The organism is Chryseobacterium sp. CG10_8 (genome assembly GCF_058117085.1).
In genome coordinates this window covers 1-20,407 of sequence record NZ_JBYVEB010000039.1, presented here as the reverse complement: position 1 = coordinate 20,407, position 20,407 = coordinate 1, and the positions used below count along the sequence as shown (strand labels likewise).

Sequence of the window (20,407 nt, the reverse complement as noted above, 5' to 3'; positions counted from 1 at the left end):
CGGTAAAAATAGCATTACTGATGCCGAAAATCTACAGTCTATATCATAATTACAAAGACAACAAAATTAACGAAAAGGTATTCGATGACGAAACAACAGCAGAAATCCTTACAATTCTTGAGTCATTAAAAGCAAACAATAGCAGCAACCAAAAATTGTTTCATATTTTGAACAATGTAGAAAATGATGTTAATTTCTTACACAATAAATCAATTGATCAACTAAACAAAGTGTTATATTAATTCACATAACCTTTAACAGCCTTTTGACTAACTCATTTGATTGCTACACATTATATGCGGAGCAATCAATATTAATAATCAAATTTTCATCTTATTATGATTTTTGAAAGAATTGCAGAATTAATACGTAATATTACCCTATACTTTCTAACACTTAAAAAAATCATGCTTCGAAAAATAATTTCATTTAAAATAGATAAAAAACTTCTAGTATGGTTGATCTTCGGATTTATTTTGGCAACAATTGCAGGTACAATCTCACATGAACTTGGACATTTCTTTTTTGTTGAGCTGTTAGGTTTAGACGCTAAAGTACATTACGCATATACAAATGTAATACATAACGAGAATTATAGAAAAGTTTATAAATGGGAAAATCTACTCATTAATTTAGGAGGGCCAATTCAAACAATGCTTACAGGAAGTTTGGGTTTTATTCTTTTATATGCATTCAAAAGAAATATTTACATAATGAGTAAGTTAAGTTTTAAATTTTGGATATTTATATTTCTTTCTTTTTTTTGGTTAAGACAAGTAGCTAATTTTTTAATGTGGATAATGGATTATTTTATTGTCGGAAAGTATAGTCAGCAGATGGATGAAATAAAAATTGCTAAAGCATTACAAATTCCATTCTGGTCTTTCATACTTGGAACAGCAATGACTGGATTAACAATATCCATTATTGTTATTTTCAAATTCATCCCAATTAATCAAAGGTTTACATTCATCATTGCAGGATTAATTGGTGGAACTCTTGGATGCATTATTTGGTTTGGGTTTTTAGGCAAATTACTATTGCCATAGATTGGTACTTTTATTTTAAAGACAGATATGTAATCTAAAATATTCGTAAAAAAACATAATAATAAAACAATCACACTAATTCTTATAGAACCTCGATCTTCGAAATGGGTACAAAAAACTATTCCAAACCAATGATTAGTCATAAAGAAGCGAGAGTGAAAACATTGGAAGCGTACAAAAAGACACTAAATTCTTTTTAACAACTTTGGTAAGCTTATGTCAAAAATCAGGCATGATTTAAATCATCATCAATCAAAAGACAGAATCAATAATTATTCTTCATCTAATATTTAACTATAGATGAAAATAGTTAATTTTGCGTCTCTATTTTTATGAAAAAAAACATTCTAACTTATCTACTCCTCTTTTTTGGAGTAGTGTTCGTCAGTGCTGGAACAGGAATCTATCAATCCTTTGTTGTATTGCAAACTTCGTCTCTGCAATACTACGATGCACAATCAAGTACAAGTAATCCTGACTTTTCGGGCAATTTGGGAACTTTTAGTCCCACCTCATCCTTTTATCTTCAAGGCGGAGAAGTTAAGACATGGAAAGATGGTAGTAGTGATGTTACTGGCGCCACCATGTATTATAGAATCTACAAAGCGACAGACAGTGCGCCAATATTTAATGCGGTAAATCTACCTTGGAGCGCCAACAATATGGATGGAAACGCCAACAACCAGAGATGGAAAACAGAGTCTGCCGGAATTAATGTTCTGAGTAACCTTAGTGCCGGAAACTATATTCTGGAGGTGTACTTTACCTCAGACACTAATGAAGGAACTAAGACTGACAACAATTCAGGGAATAATTACAAAGCGACCTTTACAGTTGTAGACCAGCAAATCCTCAATGGGATTGTAACCGTATCGCCTTCCTATCCTACAAGAACCGAAAACATTACCGTTACTTTGAATGCTACTGGAACAGCTTTAGCTGGAGCAACTGAGGTCTATTTCCATTCAGGTTTGGGGACAGATGCGGTAGGCTCAACTGGATTTTCTAATTCTGTTGGAAATTGGGGTCAAGACGATGGTGTTGGAGAAATGACTAATATTGGAACTAATCTATGGCAAATCACGCTTCCAAGTGTGGATACCTATTATGCTTTAGGAACAAATAATGATGCCTTTGCCCTTAACTTTCTATTCAGAAACGGAAACGGAAGTTTAAAAGAAGATTATAGTGGCGCGAATTATCATGTCAATATTAATCTAGGATTTTACTTCCTGATGAACAACCCATCCTATTCTCCTTACTTGGTACCAATCAATACTCCTTTTGATATCAAAGCCACTTCTAATATGACACCCAATTGGACTTTAGAAGAAACTGATTCCAATGGAAATGTCATTTCAGCGATTAATAATCAGTCAACATTGACCAATTTTGTATATACTCACACCCTTACGGACACCAATCTTCATTACTTTAAATTAAGTGCAACCTCTAATGGAGTTACCAAGTACAAAACTTTTCAAATAAGGGCTTATAATCCTCCAATAATAGCAACGCTTCCTGTAGGCGCAAAACGCGGTGTTAATTACGACTTCCCAAATACTGGTGAAGTTACATTTGTACTACACACACCGACTTCAACAACTTATGATTATAGTGATTGTAGTGGTGGCATTTTTACTTCAACCTCTGCAGCAAAAAATATTATTTATCTCATCGGAGAATTTAATAATTGGCAAATTTCAGAAGATTATAAACTTAATAAAGATGGCGATTATTGGTGGATCACATTAAATCCTTCCACTGATTTCCCCTCTCCTCAAGTGGATGAATATGTTTATCAATATTTAATTGATGGAACTATAAGAATTGGTGATCCATATGCACACAAAGTTTCTGATCCTGAAGACCAATATATTTCCTCAGCAGTATATCCGAACCTAATACAGTATCCAACAGGTGAAACAAATGGCAGAGCCTCTGTTTTGCAACTTAACAACGTTGAATACCAATGGCAGCTCCCCAATTTTGCTCCAATAATTTCACAAAACAATCTTAATATTTACGAACTTCATTTTAGAGACTTTACCCCAGAGCGCACTTATAAAGCAGCCACCGCTAAACTTGATTATCTAAAAAACCTTGGAATTAATTGCATCCATGTAATGCCGATATCCGAGTTTGAAGGTAATAACAGCTGGGGATATAATCCCAATTACTATTTTGCAGCAGACAAAGCATATGGAACCGCTAATGATTTAAAGGAATTTATTGACGAAGCTCATAAAAGAGGGATAGCAGTTGTTAATGACTTGGTTTTGAATCATGCTTTTTACTCTAACCCCAATGCTATGATGTATTGGAATAACACATTAAATAGACCTGCAGATGACAACCCTTGGTTCAATCCAACACATAAGGCGGTATATGATTCTGGGGGACATTGGGGAGTTGACTGGAATCACGCAAGTAGTAATACTAAGGATATGATGGATAGCATTTTGGACTATTGGATTACCGAGTTTAAATTTGATGGTTTCCGTTTTGACTTTACCAAAGGGTTCACGCAAGCTGACCCAGATCCATCCGACCCTTGGGCGAGTTCTTATGATGCGTGTAGAGTGGCAATCCTTAAAAGATTGGTCAATAAAATGTGGACTAGTCATCCTGGGACTTATGCTATTTTCGAACATTTAGCTGAAGATGCAGAAGATAGAGTTTTAGCTGACCATGGAATCATGATGTGGTCTGGTTCTGGTCCACAATCGGATTGGATTAAAATGGCAGAAGGGAATGAAAATAGGAGTTTTACAAAGAGTTTATATACTACCAGAGGCTTCACCTATGCCAATTACATGAGCTATATGGAAAGCCACGATGAAGAAAGGATAGGATATCAAGTTAAAAATTATGGAGCTAATAACGACAATACCGACGCTTATTTATCCAACCGCCTAAAGCTAGTGGCTGCCTTCAATATGTTTTTACCAGGACCAAGAATGGTTTGGGAGTTTGGAGAATTGGGATATGATATTTCAATCAATAATGGTGGTAGAACAGGTATTAAACCATCTGCGTGGGAATTGGGTTATGATACTAATGCCGAAAGAAAGGAGATTTATAACTTGTATTCTATTATTTTTAAATTTAGAAATACCTATAATAGACTATATTATGGTAGCAATTTTGATTTTAGAAACAATTACTCAAGCACCGATTGGAACCGAACTATGTCCCTCTTTGATGATAGCAAATCTGTACAAGTAATCCCAATTGGTAATTTTGATACAGCTAACAATGGACAAGTAACTCCTGGTTATTTTACAACTGGAACTTGGTACAAGTATAATGGAGATCCAACAGTTGATGGTCAACCTTACACCGTAAACTCTACGAGTGACACCTATACATTGTATAAAAATGACCCAGTATATATTTTGTCAAATGCAGATGTTATTCCACCAATCTTCAATGTATCGGATTCCACAATTCAAACAGATTATTGTCAATATGCGATAGGTGACGCCACGTATGATGTAACAACAGGAGTATGGACGAGTGGAACTACAACTACTGGAAAAGTTGCAGATAATAGTGGAACCATAACAACTTTGGATATAAAAGAAATAAATGGTATAGCGACTAATTTGACAACTTTACAAGGTTGGAAGCTTCAGACTGGAATCAATACCATCAAATGGTTAGCAACTGATGCTTCTGGAAACAAAACAACATTTACTCAAACCATTACCGTACAAAGAGGTGATTGCTACAAACCTGCATTAACAACAGGAACTTCTAAAAGTAGTGATGTATTGATATCTTCTTTAAAAAGAAATGGAGGAAATACTACCAAGAAAAACGGAATCCTTATTTTAGAATCCAAAGAAAAAGGCTTGGTTGTTTCCAAAATTCCTATGGGAGAAAATATTCTCACCTATATTCCTCAACCAGTAAAAGGAATGTTAGTATATGATGAAAATGCTAATTGTATGAAAATGTTTGATGGCAATACTTGGTCTTGTCTTCAACAAAAAGCGATCCCTTAACTACCTTAAATAAAAAAACATGACAAAAATAAAAACACTCATTCTTCTTTTCTGTATCAACTTAACTTTCGCTCAAGTTGCATTCGGAGGTAAGAAAACAATTGACGGATCTGCTTCGGTAGACTTCAGTCCAAATCTTAACAAAGGAATTATTCTACCTTGGGTAGAGAACCTTACCGTAGTTCAACACTCAGCGGGAACCATTTTATATAGTACTGTAGACAAAAAAGTAATGTATTACAATGGTAGCTCTTGGCAAGATCTTTCCGTGAAAACAGGAAGTGTTGACCTTTCGGAAATAAACGCATTACAAGAAAATGGTGACCGAACCAAAAGCAGTAGTGTAATTGGAAATCCAAGTAATGCTCCTATAGGTATCTTGGCAATCAACACACCTAACAAAGCTCTTGTTTTACCAAAAAGCGAAAGCCCTTGGAGTACCATCACTAATCCAGAACCTGGAACCATGCTGTATGATACAACCAATGATTTGGTGTGTGTTTTTAATGGAACTGAATGGACTTTTTGGGGAAAATAATTCCTGTCGTTTCGGCACAAGTTAATTTCCCTTTTTTATTCCTACTTTTGCACGTCGAAAATCATTCATCAATTATCATACATTATTTATGTTATCAGTTCAAGGTTTAGGACTTCATCACTCGGGAAATTATTTGTTCCGCGATACCAATTTTACTATCAAAAGAAACGATAAAATCGGTTTGGTAGGGAAAAACGGTGCGGGAAAATCGACTATTTTAAAAATTCTTTCAGGAGAAATTAACTTCTATGAGGGGAATGTAGTGCCTGAAGGTAATATTACCATTGGTTTCCTTAAGCAGGATTTGGAGTTTGTAAAGGGTCGAACCGTATGGGAAGAGACTTTACAAGCCTTTGAACAAATTAATTCTTGGAAAAAAGAGTTAGAAGAAATTAATGAACAATTAGCCACAAGAACCGATTACGAGAGTGATGCATACCACGATTTGATTCACAGAATGACCGACCTTAACGATTTGCTTCATCATCATGATGCCTATAACTTAGAAGGTGATGTGGAGAAAGTGCTTTTAGGTTTGGGTTTCAAAGCGGATGATTTTGAAAGGGTTACTGATACATTTTCTGGAGGTTGGCGAATGAGAATTGAATTGGCGAAACTACTTCTTCAAAATAATGATTTATTACTTCTCGATGAGCCTACCAACCACTTGGATATGGAGTCCATCATTTGGTTAGAAAATTTCTTGAAGGATTACAGCGGTGCGATTGTATTGGTGAGTCACGACAAGCAGTTTATGACTGCGGTTTGTAACCGAACTTTCGACATTAATAATAGAAAAGTTGACGATTATAAAGCCAACTACACCAAATATCTTGAACTGAGAAAAGACCGTAAGGAAAAACTGACCCAAGCCAAGAAAAATCAGGATGCGGAGATTAAGCAAATGGAAGAGAATATCAACCGTTTCCGAGCTTCTGCAACCAAGGCGAGTTTTGCACAGTCACTTATCAAAAAATTAGATAAAATTGAAAGAATTGAGGTTGAGAACGACGATGTTTCTAAATTTAATATTCGATTTGTGCAAAGTGTTGTTCCGGGTAAAATTATTTTTGAAGCCGAAAATCTTGGTAAATCTTATGGAAACAAACAAGTCTTTGATGACGTAGATTTCTTTGTAGAACGTGGAGATAGGATTGCTTTGCTTGGACAGAATGGTCAGGGTAAAACGACTTTGGCGAAAATTTTAGCTGGCGAAATTAAAGATTATTCCGGTGAATGGAAGTTAGGTCATAACGTTAATATTGGATATTTTGCCCAAAATCAGGAAGAGGTTTTAACACCAGGAAAAACGGTTTTGCAAGAAGCGGAAGATTCTGCAACGGAGGAAACCAGACCAAGAGTTAGGGACTTGTTAGGAAGCTTCTTGTTTTCTGGAGAAGATGTTGACAAGAAAACGCAGGTGCTTTCCGGAGGAGAACGTAACCGTTTGGCTTTATGTAAATTATTACTTCGTCCATTCAATACGTTGATTATGGACGAACCTACTAACCACTTGGATATTCAGTCCAAAGAAATTATTAAAATTGCGTTGCAAAAGTTTGAGGGGACGCTGATTGTTATTTCTCACGACCGTGAATTTTTGCAAGATATGGCGAACAAAATCTTTGAATTCCGAAATGGAAAAATGAAAGAATTCTTAGGCAATATCGATGAATATTTAGAGTACCGTCAAAGTGAGAGTATCAGAGAAATTTCTGCGGAGAAAGCGAAGTTGGATAACAAGAACCAAGAACCGAGAACCGAGATACAAGATACGAGAACCGAGACAGAAGACATTGAGAAGACTACTTCAAACGATTTCAAACCAATTCAAACCAATTCAAACTTTCAGACAAAAGAACAAAAGCAACTTCAGAATAAGCTAAAAAAAGCGGAAGAAAAAATTGCGGATTACGAAAAAGAGATTGCTAATTTGGAGGCCATTTTCGCTAAAACCAATCCGTCCGAAAAAGAACTAGAAAAGTACAATCACATAAAAACAGAATTAGCACAAGTAATGCAGGAATGGGAAGACATCGCCCTGCAAATTGAGGATTAATTTCTTCAAAACTACAACAAACGATAAAAAAAACACATATTTATCTTTTTGTGGCTAAATTTTTGCTAGTAAAATTCACTTCGAATTATAGCCCACTATATGCTGAAAAAAAACACAATTTTTCTTTTATTCCTGTGTATAACTATGGGAATAAATGGACAAACAAAGAGAGATTCTCTTTACCCAAATCAAAAGGTTTATAATTTTAAAACCAAACAACTCATTGTACCTGTCAGTTTGATGGCAGGAGGACTCTTGTCCACTTTAGGTGAAGACGAGAGTCTTAAAACTGAAGTTAAAGAAGAACGCGATGAACATCTTTTTGGTTTTGAAAATCATTTTGATGACTATGCAATGTACGCTCCTTTTGTTGCTGCCTATGCTTTTGATTGGCTGGGGATGCAACCTCGAACCGATTGGAAAAACCGAACTGCAATTATGGTAAAAGGACAAATCATCAATATGGGGATGGTCTTCGTCCTAAAGAAGTCTCTTGATGTTACCCGTCCAGATGGAACACATTACTCCTTCCCTTCCGGGCATACCGCCAATGCTTTTGCTGGAGCAACTTTGTTGTCGATGGAATATGGAGAAAAGTATCGTTGGGTTCCATATGTTTCCTATGGTTTTGCCAGCGGAATTGGCGTTATGAGAATCGCAAACAACAAGCATTATATTTCTGATGTTCTTTTTGGAGCAGGTCTGGGAATTCTAAGCATGAAAGTAGCCTATTGGACTCACCAATATAAATGGAATAAGCCTAAATCAGACAAAGATCCTTTTGCAGCAATCTATTAGATAATATCTATTAATAAAATTCTACCGTTGACTTTTTGCAAAAAAAATATAGCTTTGCAAAAGTTTGAAACAGGAAAGACAACATAAGAAGATCATTGCAACCCTTTTGTTAGGGATGTATCTTTTTTTGTCTCTTTTTGCACAAAATTTCCATAATCACAGCAGCGCTGAATTCTTTAAGGATTTTCAATTCAAAGGAGAAAAGAATTGCATCTCGAAAGGAGAATTCAAACAGGAGTTCTCCGATTGTCTATCTTGTTATCTACTTCAGCACGGCAATACGCTTCTTCCAGAAGAATTCAACTACCAGTTGACCCAATTCAATTTTTTAAAACTTGATTTCAAGGGGATTTACAACTTCTACTATTTTCAAAATTCAGCTTCGGTCAGCTTACGAGGACCTCCCAGTAATTTTAAAATTTAAGTCTAAAGTTTTTTTTCTACAAAGAAAGACTTTACATTAATGAAACACAAATGGTTAGTAACAACCAAAATCATTTAACTCTGAAATTTTTCAGAAAAAAAGTCATTCATGAAATCCATTTTAAAATTATTGGTTTTCCTTTTGGGAATAACCTTTTATCAAGCACAAAAAAACTACTCGATACAAGGCAAGGTCATAGATTTCCACGACAAAACACCACAAAAAAACGCCAAAATACAGGTTGGGACTTTCACAACACATACTGATAGCAAAGGTGAATTTGTCTTCAAAAAAATACCCTCAGGAAATTACACACTTACTGCTTTACACCCAGGATGCGACCCATATTCTGAAGAAATTAGTGTGAAAGAAAATCTGGAGATTACAATTCTTTTGGAGCATCACACCCGACAATTAGAAACCGTAACCATCCACGGAAACCTCAAAAGCAATGGTAGTGTCATTGTCAAAACATTAGATAATGATGAAATTTCTAAAAATTCAACTGAAAATTTAGGAAATATATTAAGTAAAATTTCAGGCGTAACAACCCTAAAAACAGGAAATAACATTGCAAAACCTGTTATCCATGGACTTTACGGCGAACGAGTTACCATTCTGAATAATGGTGTAAAACTTGCCGACCAAGAATGGGGAGTCGAACATGCACCTAATGTTGATATCAACCAGTTCAATCATATAGATGTGATTAAAGGTGCTTCTGCTTTAAAATATGGTAGCGGTTCTGTAGGAGGAGTGGTCGTTTTGGAACCAGATATCTTCAAGAAAAAAGATACAATAAAAGGAGCCATCAATCTTTCTGGAATATCCAATGGAAGAGGAATCGGATTGGACATGAACCTCATCAAAACTTGGAAAAACGGATGGGCAATCAAGACGAATGGTGGGTTCAAGAAATTGGGAGACTTACACACGCCAGAATATGGTCTTTACAACACAGGATTACAAGGAAATTCGTTTGCTTTCACGGTTCAGAACAACACTTTCTTAAAAGGAATAGCATTCGATTATTCGTTAACCAACCAAGAAATTGGAATCTACAGAGGCTCTGACCTTGGAAATCCCAACGATTTCTATACCGCTCTAACTTCAGATGAGCCCATTTACCAAAGAGACTTCTCCTACTCGATTGAAAATCCAAAACAGGAAATCGCTCATCATTTAGCAAAACTTTCAGGGTTCAAAAGATTAGAAAAATGGGGGAAAATTTCGGCAGATTACAGCTTTCAGTACAACCATAGAAAAGAGTATGATGTAAGAAGAGGTGAATTGTACGATGTTCCTGCGCTCGATTTGGAACTTTTTACCAATCAGCTAAATGTCAACGATTTTATTGAAAGAGAGAAGTTCAGTTTAGAGACTGGTTTTGATTTAGGATATCAGTACAATTATTCAACTACAGAAACGCAAGCACAACGTCTAATCCCCAACTATCACAAATATTTTGGGGGATTATATTCAATTTTTAAAACTAAAATTTCGGAATCTCTAAGGACAGAGATTGGTGCGCGATATGATTTCACAAAGTATAACGTCAAAATGTGGTATGATAAAAGTGATTGGGAAGAGCGTTATGCAGACGATTATTCAGAATTTTATGTATCCACTTCGGAAAACCGAGTTTTTACAAATCCTCAACTTCCATTTCAGAACTTTTCTGCAAATATTGGTTTAGAATTTCAGCCAACTGAACATTTCACAACCAAAATCAACTACTCAAAAGTTTCGAGAACACCAAATATTGCTGAACTTTTTGCAGGCGGACTTCATCATTCGGCGGCGATTTTGGAAGAAGGCGATATGCACCTTAAAAACGAAAACGGAAACCAATTCAACCTCGAAATTTCGGGCAAAATTAGCGCTTTAGAAGGCCTTGAAATCTCTGCCAACCCATATTTATTTTTAACTAAAAATTTCATCACTCAAATTCCAACGGGTATCCAAAATACCATTCGGGGTGTTTTCCCAGTTTGGACTTACATGCAAATTGACGCAACAATGGCTGGCTTGGATGTTGACGCTCAATGGAAATTAACTAAGAATTTTAATTATCGTGGAAATTTCACCTATGTCTATGGGCAAAATGAGACAGACAATGTGCCCTTGATCCTGATGATGCCAACTAACTTCAGTAATAGCTTGGAATATAAATCCAAGTGGAAAAACTTCTTTGTAAAAGTGGAAAATCGCTACGTTATGCAACAAAAGAGATTTCCTGTTTACAATCAAGAAATTTCTATTTATGAAAATGGAGAAGAAGTCACAAAAACTTTGGACCTTTCAACGCCACCTGCAAGTTACTCGCTTTGGAATGTTCAAGCAGGGTTGCAACTTCATCAGCAACTCTATATTGGAATTAACATTACAAATGTTTTTGATAAAAACTATAAAGATTATCTCAATCGACTGCGTTATTTTTCCTACGAAATGGGACGCAACATCGTGTTGAATGTCAAGCTGAATTTTTAAAATTCCCCTTCTCTGAAGGGGTGGATTCCGAATAAAATTCGGCAGACGGGGTAGTTTAAGATGTGACTGATGATGGATGATGGATGATGGATGATGGATGATGGATGATGGATGATGGAAAAAACTCGAAACCCGAAACTCAAAAATAAAAAATAAAACTTAAAAAAATGAAACTAAAAACAATATTATTTCTCACACTAAGTCTAATGCTATTTGTTTCTTGTAGAAGAGCAGATGAAAATGAAGACGTGCTTTCTCAGGAAGACATTTCCAATATCATTCTTCACGTTAAGGAAGACGCAACAGGCGTTGTCAAAACCTACAATTACACTGCTAATTCGGTTCAGAATCCAATAATGACGTTAGATGATGGTGGTATTTACACTGTTTCTATGGTTTTCAAAAACGAAAACGAAGACGTGACTCAGGATATTATCGACGCCAAAGACGAACATTTTATCATTTTCGATTTCTTGGATAGCAATATTCAAATTTTTCGAATTGATGACAGCTCCTCTACAAGAAGCGACGGAAAGAAAGTTGGACTGCTGACTCACTGGCATGTCATCCAAGCCGAAAACGGAAATCAACCACGAGTACAAATTGATATCATTCACGATGCCATCTCAGTCGATGAAACGCAAACAGGCACTACTTTTGGAAGTACCCAAGGTGGAGAAACAGACGCTGTTGCTTATTTTGATATTTCAAATTAGTCTCGAGACTATTAAGTTCACAAAGGCGCTAACATTTAGCTACAAAGCAATCATACTTTGCTAAACAAAGTGCCTTTGCGAATTATATCAACACAATAGTATTCTATAACCTTTGCGAACCTTGCGTTGAAATTCTTAAGGTGGTTCTTTTCAACAAATTTCAAATAAGAATACAGCTAACCGATATAGTAAAGTAAAAAAGTATCTCCAAAGATCGTACTACAAATCTCATTCTCAGTAAGAAGTAATTTCCATTGAAGTTATGAATGGTCTGGACAAACAAACTAATTTCGTAAATGACTTCAATACCCTATCGGATAAAAATTGTTTAAAAATATTCCAACTATTTAACACCATTTTATACAATCAATTTCAATTATTTAACAAAAAATGCTTACTTTTGCAACCTGAAAAATTCAATAAAAAAGTATGAATATTACCGCACAAAATCACGATGAAGTAAGTGCAAAACTTACCATTACGATCGACAAAGCTGATTATAAGGATAAAGTTGAAAAACAACTTCACAATTACGCGAAAAATGCTCAGATTCCTGGATTCAGAAAAGGAAAAGTACCAATGAGCATGGTGAAAAGACAATATGAAGGAGCGATTGCTTTTGATGAAATTAACAAATTAATCAACGATACTCTTAATCAATATGTGACTGAAAACAATATTCGTTTAGTTGGACAACCAGTTCCTATGGTTGAAAACGAATTGAATTTTGATCAGGATCAGCACTTAGTTCAGTTTGAAATTGGTTACGAACCTGACTTCAAAATCGAATTAGAAAAATACGAGGCTCCTCATTACAAAGTAGAAGCTGGGGATAAAGAAATCAACCAATCTATTGAGAACATGCAGAAGCGTTTTGCAACTCAAGTTCCTCAAGATGCTATTGGTGACGATTCTTATGTTGCTTTGGAAGTAACTCAGATTGTTGAAGAAGATGCAGAAGGAGAACACCACCACCATCCAAAAAATGTAACAATCAATGCAGAAAGAAAAGAAGCTTTCGGATTGGTGAAAGGTTTGAAGATGGATGGTACGGTTAAAGTAACCAAAGAAACATTACAGTCTAACGAAGAATTAGCAAAAGAATTAGGTTTCAGCAAAGCCGAAGCAGAGCATCTTCACCACAATGAAATAGAAGTAAAAGTGAAAGACTTCTATGGATTAGAAAACCATGAATTGAATCAAGATCTTTTTGATAAAGTATACGGAAAAGACAACATCAAGTCAGAAGAAGAATTGAAGGAAAAAGTAAAGTCTGAATTAGATGAATACTTCCAACAAAACGCTGACATCCATTTCGTTAACAAAATCATCGAGCAAGTTAACGAGAAAGAAGAAGTTAAATTGCCAGAAACTTTCTTGGTTAAATGGTTAGTACATTCTAATCAAAACATCAACGACGAAGCTCAAGCGCAAGAAATCTTAGAAAAAGAAAGACCTGCAATCAAAGCTCAAATCGTTGAAGGAAAATTATTGAACGATAACGAAATCAAAGTGGATTATCCAGATATGATCGCACAAGCAGAGCAATTGGTAAGAAACCAATTAGCAATGTACGGAATCCACCACTTACCAGACGAAGAAATCCAAAAATATGCGATTGATATGTTGAAAGACGAAAATCAATCAAGAGAAATCTTCTCAGAAGTATCTATGAACAAATTGAAAGAGGTGATCTTGGAAAAATCAAAAAAACAAGAAACTCCAATTTCTCATGATGAATTCTTAGAACTTTTGAAAAACTAATTTTCGAAATTTTATCGACACCATATAATAATCCGCAGGAAACCCCTGCGGATTATTTTTGTCACCTTTAACAATATTTAACTAATTTCATAGTTATATAAAGTGATATTTATTCTATTTTTAGATCCTAATAAAAAAACATAACAATAGATCATTTATGAGAAAAATTCTTTTATCACTGATGGTCAGCATGATGATGTTTTCGCTGGGAACAGCGCAGAACATCCCAACTGATCCAGCAGTCAGAATTGGTACACTTCCTAATGGAATGAAGTATTACATTAAGAAAAATGTAAAACCTGAGAAAAAAGTCGAATTCCGATTAGCCATTAACGCTGGCTCTATCTTGGAAGACGACAATCAGAGAGGACTTGCGCACTTCATGGAACACATGAATTTTAACGGAACCAAAAATTTCCCTGGAAACAAATTGGTTGATGCTTTGGAATCTGTCGGAATCAAATTCGGACAACACTTGAACGCTTACACCAGCTTCGATGAAACAGTGTACATGCTACCTGTTCCGCTCGACAAGCCAGGAAATTTGGATCTTGGGCTCAAAGTAATGGAAGATTGGGCTTTCAATGCTACTTTAACAGATGATGAGATCAACAAAGAAAGAGGAGTTGTTCTTGAAGAACTTCGCTTAGGTCTTGGTCCAGATAAAAGAATGATGGACAAATGGCTTCCTTTGATGATGTACAAATCACATTATGCTGATCGCCTTCCAATAGGAAAAAAAGAAATTTTGGAAAACTTCAAACCTGAAGTTTTGAGACAGTTCCACAAAGATTGGTATCGTCCAGATTTGATGGCTTTAGTTGTTGTTGGAGACATCAACGTTGATGAAATCGAACAAAAGATTAAAGCTAATTTTAGCTCTTACAAAAATCCAACAAAAGAAAGAGCAAGAGCTACTTACGACATTCCTAACCATGCGGAAACATTGGTTGCGATAGAAAGTGATCCAGATGCCACAAGTTCATCTGTTAGATTTGTAATGAAAGATTCTGACAATTACAAACCGGATGTAACACTTGCAGATTATCAGAAAAGCATCGTTGAAAGTGTTGTGGCAACCATGATTAATAATCGTTATAATGAAATGGTTGAGTCCAACAATCCTCCATTCACATATGGATATGTATATCACGGTGGAAGCTGGGGCAGAACCAAAGAAGCTTTCCAAGGAATGGCAATGACCAAAGACGGTGGTCAATTGGACGCTCTAAAGGTTTTAATGAATGAAGTCGAAAGAGCAAAAAGATTTGGTTTTACACAAACTGAATTAGATCGCGCAAAGCAAGAAATTTTATCTCAATACGAAGATTCATATAACAATAGGGATAAAATGGAAAGTAATCGATTGGTATACGAGTACATTAACAACTTCTTAGAAGGCGAAGCAATTCCAGGTATTGCATGGGAATACGAACAACAGAAAGCTTACTTACCAAAAGTCACGCTTGATCAGACCAATAATGTTTTGAAAAATTATGTCAAAGATGATAGTAGAGTTGTCATTATTACAGGCCCTCAAAAGGCAAGTATTACGCAACCAACAAAACAGCAAGTAATCCAAGTTTTAGACGATGTAAAAGTTGCAAAATTAGAACCTTACAAAGCTAAAGAAACGATCAAGAATATTGTAAAACCTTTCAAATCAACTGGAAGCATTACAAAAACTGAAACAGATGCTAAATTAGGTACTACAACACTTACTTTAAGTAATGGTGTAAAAGTAACTTACAAAAAAACTGATTTCAAAGATGATGAAATCATTTTCAATGCAAGAAGTTTAGGAGGTAGCTCTCTAATCAGTGACAAAGACATTCTTATTACTCAACATGCATTAGGAGCTTTAAGTGAAGCTGGTGTTAATGGTTATACCAAAAATGATATCACCAACTATTTGGCAGGAAAACAAGTTTCTGTAAACCCTTCTATCAGTGGACTTTTTGAAGGATTCTCTGGAAATTCTACAAAGAAAGATTTTGGAACCATGATGGAATTGATTTATGCATACTTCACAGGACTTAATAATGATCCTGCAAGTTTCAATGCATTTAGAACAAAACAATCTGCATTCCTTGATAACATTCTATCGAATCCACAGTTCTATTTCATGAATGAACACATGAAATATATGAATCAAAAAAATCCAAGATTTACCAATATCATTCCTCTGAAAGAAGATTGGGATAAAACGGATTATCAAAAAGCTTACGATATTTATAAGCAAAAATTCGGAAACGCTGGTAACTTCCATTTCTATTTCGTTGGAAATATTGACGATAATGAAATGAAAAATATGGCGGTTCAGTACTTGGCAAGTTTACCAACAACTGGTAAATCTACCACTTTTGTTGACAATGGTTATAGACAGTTGAAAGGAGATATCAACAGAACCTATAAGAAAGGAAAAGATCCAAAATCTACCGTACAAATTACCTATACTGGAGAAGCTCCTTATAATGAAAAAGATGATGCAGCTCTAAGAGCTTTGGGCGGTGTAGTTAAAATCAAAATGACCGAAAAACTTCGTGAAGAAGCAGGAGGAGTATATACAACAAGTGCTAACGGAGGAATGGGTAGAGCACCTTATGGTTCTTATAGTTTCAGCATCCAGTTCCCTTGCGGTCCGGAAAACGTTGATAAATTAACTAAAATTGCTCTTGATGAAGTTAAAAAAGTAATTGAAAAAGGACCAGAACAAAAGGATTTGGATAAATACGTTGAAGGGGAAATCAATGATTACAAGACCAGAATCAAAGAAAACAACTATTGGTTATCCGCCCTTTCTCAACCTCAATTGGATAAGAGGGATCCATATGCATTCCTTGATTTTGAAAACAAAATCAAAACTCTAAAAGTTAGCGATCTCCAAGCTGTTGCTAAAAAATATCTAAGCAAAGATAAAGTTGTAGCTACTTTGATGCCTGAAGATGGTTGGGAAGCAGGTGCAAAAAAAGACGACAAAGCAGGTGCAACTACTGCAGCAGTCGCAGCATCAGTTACTCCTCAACAAGTGATTGACAAGTATATCACAGCTTTAGGTGGAAAAGCAAAATTAGAAGCAGTTAAATCTGTTAAAGCAAATACCAGTATGAAAATGATGGGTATGGATATCACTGGAACAATGATGAAGATGGCTCCTAATAAATTCAAAATGGTGCAATCTATGATGGGACAAGAAATGGTACAAGTCTTTGATGGGGAAAAAGGATATATGTCTCAAGGTGGTCAAAAACAAAATTTTCAAGCTGATGCAATTTCCGAGATGAAAAAAGGAAAAATATTCGATGCTTTATCTATGAACGCTGCAGATTACAAAAGCGTTGAAAAAGTAACGGAAGGTGGAAAAGACTACTATGTCTTAGCAGATGAAGATGGTAAGTCTTACTTTGATGCCTCAACCGGATTATTATATCGTGGTCCAAACGAAATGGGAGAAATGATTATTACTAAATATACATCAGTGGACGGAATCCAGTTCCCAAGCGAAATGAAAATTAGTATGCAAGGTCAAGAGATGCAATTATCTACAAGTAATATTGTATTGAATAGCGGTGTTTCTGATGCCGATTTCAAATAAGTAATATTTGGATTGATAAAGAAATTCCGGCGACCTTCGGTCGCCGGAATTTTTATTTTATTCTTATAAGTTTATTCAACCTATTGAAGCCTTTCTACTTCCCAAATTCCTTCTTCCATTCCTCCGCTGCTTCACACAAAATAGTATAAAACTCTTCACCGTATTTCCTGATCAGTGGCGTTTTCAAAAATTTGTAAACCGGTACTTTCAACTCTTTTCCTAATTCACAAGCAGGACTACAAACATCCCACTCATGATAATTCATCGCTTCAAAAGCAGTATATTTTGTCGCTCTTATGGGGTAAAGATGGCAAGATACTGGCTTTTGCCAATTCACGGCACCTTCTTCATAAGCCTTTTCAATTCCACATTTGGTCACTCCATTTTCGTCAAAAATAACGTAAGCACATTCCTCACCATTCACCATCGGTGTGACAGGAGCTCCATCATAAGAATCAATTACCCAAGTCCCCTGCTCTTCAATAGCTGCAACCCCTTCCTTTCTCAAAAATGGCTTTACTTTATCAAAAATATCTTCAAGAATCTGCTTTTCTTCTTCATCAAGCGGAGCTCCAGAATCGCCTTCAACACAACAGGCTCCTTTGCATCGACTTAGATTACAAACAAATTCTTCTGTAAAAATATCTTCGGAGATTAATTTATCTTCAATTTTAATCATATTATAAAAACGTTACGTAGTTAAAAATTCGGTACAGCACCAAACAAATAATAATCACCAACAAGCCAACTTCTTTGTACACATATTTGGGTAAAAACCTTAAAGCTCGACTAAGAATGATGGTCACAGGCACTGCGAGTAAAAGCAGATATTCGTAATGGTTACCCATATATAGAAAAATGGTAATCAATTGGGAAAGTGTAAATGTCAAAACAAAAGAATATTTAAATTTACTTACTGGACTTTTCTTGTTAAAGTTACTAAAGTGGTCAAAGACCGCATAAACAAAAAATAACGCAATGGGAATCAGCGGATATAGGTTGGACAAATCCTTCACCCAATGAAAACCAAAAAATGGAAAATAAGCCCCGTCCCAAGCATTACAATGATAAAAAAAAGCAATCGAAAAATAGACTATACTTACCAAAAAAGCACCAAAAAATAATCTGAATATTTGCAATCCAACTCGGTTAGAAGTCCCTATGATATGGAGTAACACAAAGAAAATGAGTGGCCACATCGTTGGGAGAAAAATATAATTAATCGCCAACAATGCCCCAATCAATACATAGGATTTGTGCCTCAGGTCATCGTCTTTATCCGTCAATATCAGAAGCAAAACAGCATTAATCACCAAACTAACGGCAAGACCTATATCCAAATATCCAGGATAAAATCCAATAACAAAGAAAGTATAGAGAAATAAAGGCAAATGCGTCTGATAATTCAAGCCAATAGCATGGAAACAAAAATATCCCAACGAAATACCAACAAATGTCAGGATTCCAGAAACCGCACTTATATAGCTAAAATTCAATAAATTAAAACCAAGAACAATCAAAAGTAATATACCAATATAGACGGGAATCGAAAAAATATTGCTTTCCTTAGAAAGTAATTTGAACATTTTTAGTAAATTTGTGCAAAGTTAATTTAAAAAAAGTAAAATAATGACGGGTTTTTGGTTATTTCTAAGCAAAGTGTTTACGTGGTCTTTCGGATTGTATGACTCCTTAGGAAACGTACTTAACTGGATTTTATTTATAGTCGCTTGCGCACTATTTATATATTGGTGCTACGTTTTAGTTGTTGTTTTTGGAAATAACAAAGACAAGGAATACCACTCTCCTACAGAAGGAAAGTTCCCATACTACGACCCAAAAATTTACAAAAAGCCATAATATAGCGCTTCCTTCGGGAAGCGTTTTTTTTTGGAATTTATCCTTAACGTAAAACACAATACTATGTTTTTGCAAGAAATCGAAATTGTAAAATTAGATAAACAAGATATTGAAAAACTTCAGAAGATTGGAAGACAGACTTTTCAAGAAACCTTTTCTAAAGACAATACAGAAGAGGATATGAAAAATTATCTCGAAGACAAATTCTCCATTAGCGCTCTTCAAACTGAAGTCTCCAACCCTAACTCCGAATTCTATTTCGCAAAATATGCAAATGAAATAATAGGTTACCTGAAACTCAATTTTGGTGATTCTCAAACAGAAATCCAAGATAATAACTCCACTGAAGTGGAAAGAATTTATGTTTTAGAAGAATATCATGGCGCAAAAATTGGACAACTTTTGTACAACAAAGCCTTAGAGATAGCTAAAATTAGGAAGTCTAATTACATTTGGCTCGCTGTATGGGAAAACAATAAAAGAGCCATCAATTTCTATAAAAAAAATGGTTTCGTAGAATTCGGTCAACACGTCTTTAAATTGGGAGACGACGAACAAATTGATATTATGATGAAATTAGAAATTTAACTTCCAATTTCTACTCGTGACAAGGTACTACTAATACAGGAATCGGTGAACTCTTAGTGATATCCTTCGTCAGACTACCTACAAAAACATCGTAAATACCACTTCGTCCATGACTTCCCATTACAATATAAGAAGCTTTCTTCTGTTCAGCATATTCTAAGATAATATCCTTTGCTACCCCTTGTTTGAGAAGATGTTCGCACTCAATTCCTTCGGAAGAAACTTGGTCTTGTAATCTCTGTAATTCGGACAACTCACCTTGAATCTCTATTTGCTCCACTTCTGGAAAATACTGAAAACCCATGTCACCAATTGCAAATCCAATATCGGAAGGTGCAACATGTATCATAAAAATTTTTCCTTGTGTTTTTCTCGCAAAATCAATTGCTCCTTTCAATAAAACATCAGTGCTTTCACTAAAATCGACAGGTAAAATAATATTGGTCATGACTTTTAATTTTCTTCCTTAAAGTTACAAAAAAAATCTCACGACTTTCGACATGAGATTTATATTTT

The 20,407-nt window shown here is 35.3% G+C and carries 16 protein-coding genes; 13 read left to right on the top strand and 3 right to left on the bottom strand.

Annotated features, from left to right (window positions below):
• Positions 1–20 precede the first annotated feature (20 nt).
• The 11 genes from AC4AGG_RS08180 (at position 21) to AC4AGG_RS08130 (ending at position 17,443) form a co-directional block, all read left to right on the top strand.
• On the top strand, positions 21–242 hold the full coding sequence (locus tag AC4AGG_RS08180; RefSeq protein WP_489771502.1) for a hypothetical protein: 222 nt from the start codon (positions 21–23) through the stop codon (positions 240–242).
• Positions 243–338: 96 nt separating this feature from the next.
• The gene (locus tag AC4AGG_RS08175; RefSeq protein WP_489771501.1) at positions 339–1,049 is read left to right on the top strand and encodes a hypothetical protein; all 711 of its coding nucleotides are present in this window, start codon (positions 339–341) and stop codon (positions 1,047–1,049) included.
• Positions 1,050–1,381: 332 nt separating this feature from the next.
• Entirely contained in the window at positions 1,382–5,059 is a 3,678-nt protein-coding gene (locus AC4AGG_RS08170) for an alpha-amylase family glycosyl hydrolase (RefSeq protein WP_489771500.1), read from the top strand.
• Positions 5,060–5,078: 19 nt separating this feature from the next.
• Positions 5,079–5,597 carry a phage tail-like protein gene (locus AC4AGG_RS08165; RefSeq protein WP_489771499.1) on the top strand — a complete coding sequence of 173 codons (519 nt, stop codon included), beginning with the start codon at positions 5,079–5,081 and terminating at the stop codon, positions 5,595–5,597.
• 88 nt (positions 5,598–5,685) lie between these two features.
• Complete coding sequence (locus AC4AGG_RS08160) at positions 5,686–7,656, top strand: ABC-F family ATP-binding cassette domain-containing protein (RefSeq protein WP_489771498.1); 1,971 nt, start codon at positions 5,686–5,688, stop codon at positions 7,654–7,656.
• A gap of 144 nt (positions 7,657–7,800) precedes the next feature.
• Positions 7,801–8,454, top strand: coding sequence for a phosphatase PAP2 family protein (locus AC4AGG_RS08155; protein ID WP_489771497.1), 654 nt, complete (start codon positions 7,801–7,803; stop codon positions 8,452–8,454).
• A gap of 64 nt (positions 8,455–8,518) precedes the next feature.
• Complete coding sequence (locus AC4AGG_RS08150; protein ID WP_489771496.1) at positions 8,519–8,878, top strand: hypothetical protein; 360 nt, start codon at positions 8,519–8,521, stop codon at positions 8,876–8,878.
• A 108-nt stretch (positions 8,879–8,986) separates the two neighbouring features.
• Entirely contained in the window at positions 8,987–11,368 is a 2,382-nt protein-coding gene (locus AC4AGG_RS08145) for a TonB-dependent receptor (protein WP_489771495.1), read from the top strand.
• Positions 11,369–11,535: 167 nt separating this feature from the next.
• The gene (locus AC4AGG_RS08140) at positions 11,536–12,084 is read left to right on the top strand and encodes a hypothetical protein (protein ID WP_489771494.1); all 549 of its coding nucleotides are present in this window, start codon (positions 11,536–11,538) and stop codon (positions 12,082–12,084) included.
• 429 nt (positions 12,085–12,513) lie between these two features.
• Complete coding sequence (locus AC4AGG_RS08135; RefSeq protein ID WP_489771493.1) at positions 12,514–13,848, top strand: trigger factor; 1,335 nt, start codon at positions 12,514–12,516, stop codon at positions 13,846–13,848.
• A 157-nt stretch (positions 13,849–14,005) separates the two neighbouring features.
• Entirely contained in the window at positions 14,006–17,443 is a 3,438-nt protein-coding gene (locus tag AC4AGG_RS08130) for an insulinase family protein (RefSeq protein WP_489771492.1), read from the top strand.
• Positions 17,444–17,537: 94 nt separating this feature from the next.
• Here AC4AGG_RS08130 and AC4AGG_RS08125 read toward each other — a convergent pair whose 3' ends face one another.
• Together AC4AGG_RS08125 and AC4AGG_RS08120 are read right to left on the bottom strand one after the other, a co-directional pair.
• Positions 17,538–18,122: a DUF3109 family protein gene (locus AC4AGG_RS08125; protein ID WP_489771491.1), complete on the bottom strand. Its 585-nt coding sequence runs from the start codon at positions 18,120–18,122 to the stop codon at positions 17,538–17,540.
• A gap of 1 nt (position 18,123) precedes the next feature.
• On the bottom strand, positions 18,124–19,029 hold the full coding sequence (locus AC4AGG_RS08120; protein ID WP_489771490.1) for a DUF6427 family protein: 906 nt from the start codon (positions 19,027–19,029) through the stop codon (positions 18,124–18,126).
• A 43-nt stretch (positions 19,030–19,072) separates the two neighbouring features.
• On the opposite strand from AC4AGG_RS08120, the gene AC4AGG_RS08115 reads away from it, so the two are divergent.
• Positions 19,073–19,303, top strand: a complete 231-nt coding sequence (locus tag AC4AGG_RS08115; protein ID WP_489771489.1) for a DUF6341 family protein — start codon at positions 19,073–19,075, stop codon at positions 19,301–19,303.
• Positions 19,304–19,366: 63 nt separating this feature from the next.
• Positions 19,367–19,891 carry a GNAT family N-acetyltransferase gene (locus AC4AGG_RS08110; protein ID WP_489771488.1) on the top strand — a complete coding sequence of 175 codons (525 nt, stop codon included), beginning with the start codon at positions 19,367–19,369 and terminating at the stop codon, positions 19,889–19,891.
• Positions 19,892–19,901: 10 nt separating this feature from the next.
• Here AC4AGG_RS08110 and AC4AGG_RS08105 read toward each other — a convergent pair whose 3' ends face one another.
• A complete protein-coding gene (locus AC4AGG_RS08105; protein WP_489771487.1) occupies positions 19,902–20,339 on the bottom strand; it encodes a universal stress protein in 438 nt (145 codons plus the stop codon).
• Positions 20,340–20,407: the final 68 nt, after the last annotated feature.